Origin of the sequence: Vibrio cincinnatiensis, from assembly GCF_022113815.1 — a bacterium.
GTDB lineage: Bacteria > Pseudomonadota > Gammaproteobacteria > Enterobacterales > Vibrionaceae > Vibrio > Vibrio cincinnatiensis_A.
On record NZ_SGOM01000099.1, the window covers coordinates 1 to 319 of the forward strand.

At 33.5% G+C, this 319-nt stretch carries 1 protein-coding gene; it reads right to left on the minus strand.

What is annotated here, in order from left to right; translation table 11 throughout:
* Positions 1 to 76: 76 nt before the first annotated feature.
* The coding region (locus tag EXA13_RS16795; protein ID WP_238134112.1) for a type II toxin-antitoxin system Phd/YefM family antitoxin at positions 77 to 319 on the minus strand (243 nt) is incomplete at its 5' end.

Consider the following 319-nt stretch of genomic DNA (forward strand, 5'->3'; position numbering starts at 1 on the left):
GTATAGTTTTTTACTTTACGTAAATGAGTTTGAGCTAAATTACTCAGCTTATATTGTTTATGATGCATATTGCGTATTACAGCTCACTCAAAAAATCTTTACCATCAACGATATTACCTTTTGCTAAGTCATCTTTAGCCGCGTTGAAGCAGTATTTGAGGTATTCGGCTTTGATCATTTCAAGCTCTTTGTAGTCATGTATAGACATCACGACAACAGCATCTTTACTGTTTTTACTGATTTTAATTGGTTGACGTTGAGCATTTAGAAGCAATTCACCAAAATTTCGTTTAGCGTCATTTGCTGTTAATGTATGCAT